The 277-nt window shown below is 47.7% G+C and carries 1 protein-coding gene; it reads right to left on the reverse strand.

Annotated elements, in window-relative coordinates:
• Nucleotides 1-82: 82 nt before the first annotated feature.
• The coding region (locus I5349_RS13705; protein ID WP_226391345.1) for a hypothetical protein at nucleotides 83-277 on the reverse strand (195 nt) is incomplete at its 5' end.

The following is a 277-nucleotide window of genomic DNA, read 5'->3' on the forward strand; positions in this document are numbered from 1 at the left end:
TGTGGACCAAGGGGCTGCCACAATTATGGCTAGGTAAGAGGGAGGAACTGGGGGAGAGGCAGCAAGAGCAGTTCTCTGTCACCTAATCTCCTTTCAAAGACTTTTCACCATGGCAACCATTTGCTTGCTTCTTGCTTGCTTGGGGTTCTTTTCCTGTTGTTGGGTTTGTCCAACCCAACCCCCAACTTCTCATACTAAATACGGAGTCTGAGAAAATTAAAACAGCCATGGAAAAGTTCCCACTTGGATACCTCGTCCTGCCCCATAAAGCAGAAAC

The organism is Penaeicola halotolerans, from assembly GCF_016464625.1.
Lineage (GTDB): Bacteria > Bacteroidota > Bacteroidia > Cytophagales > Cyclobacteriaceae > Penaeicola > Penaeicola halotolerans.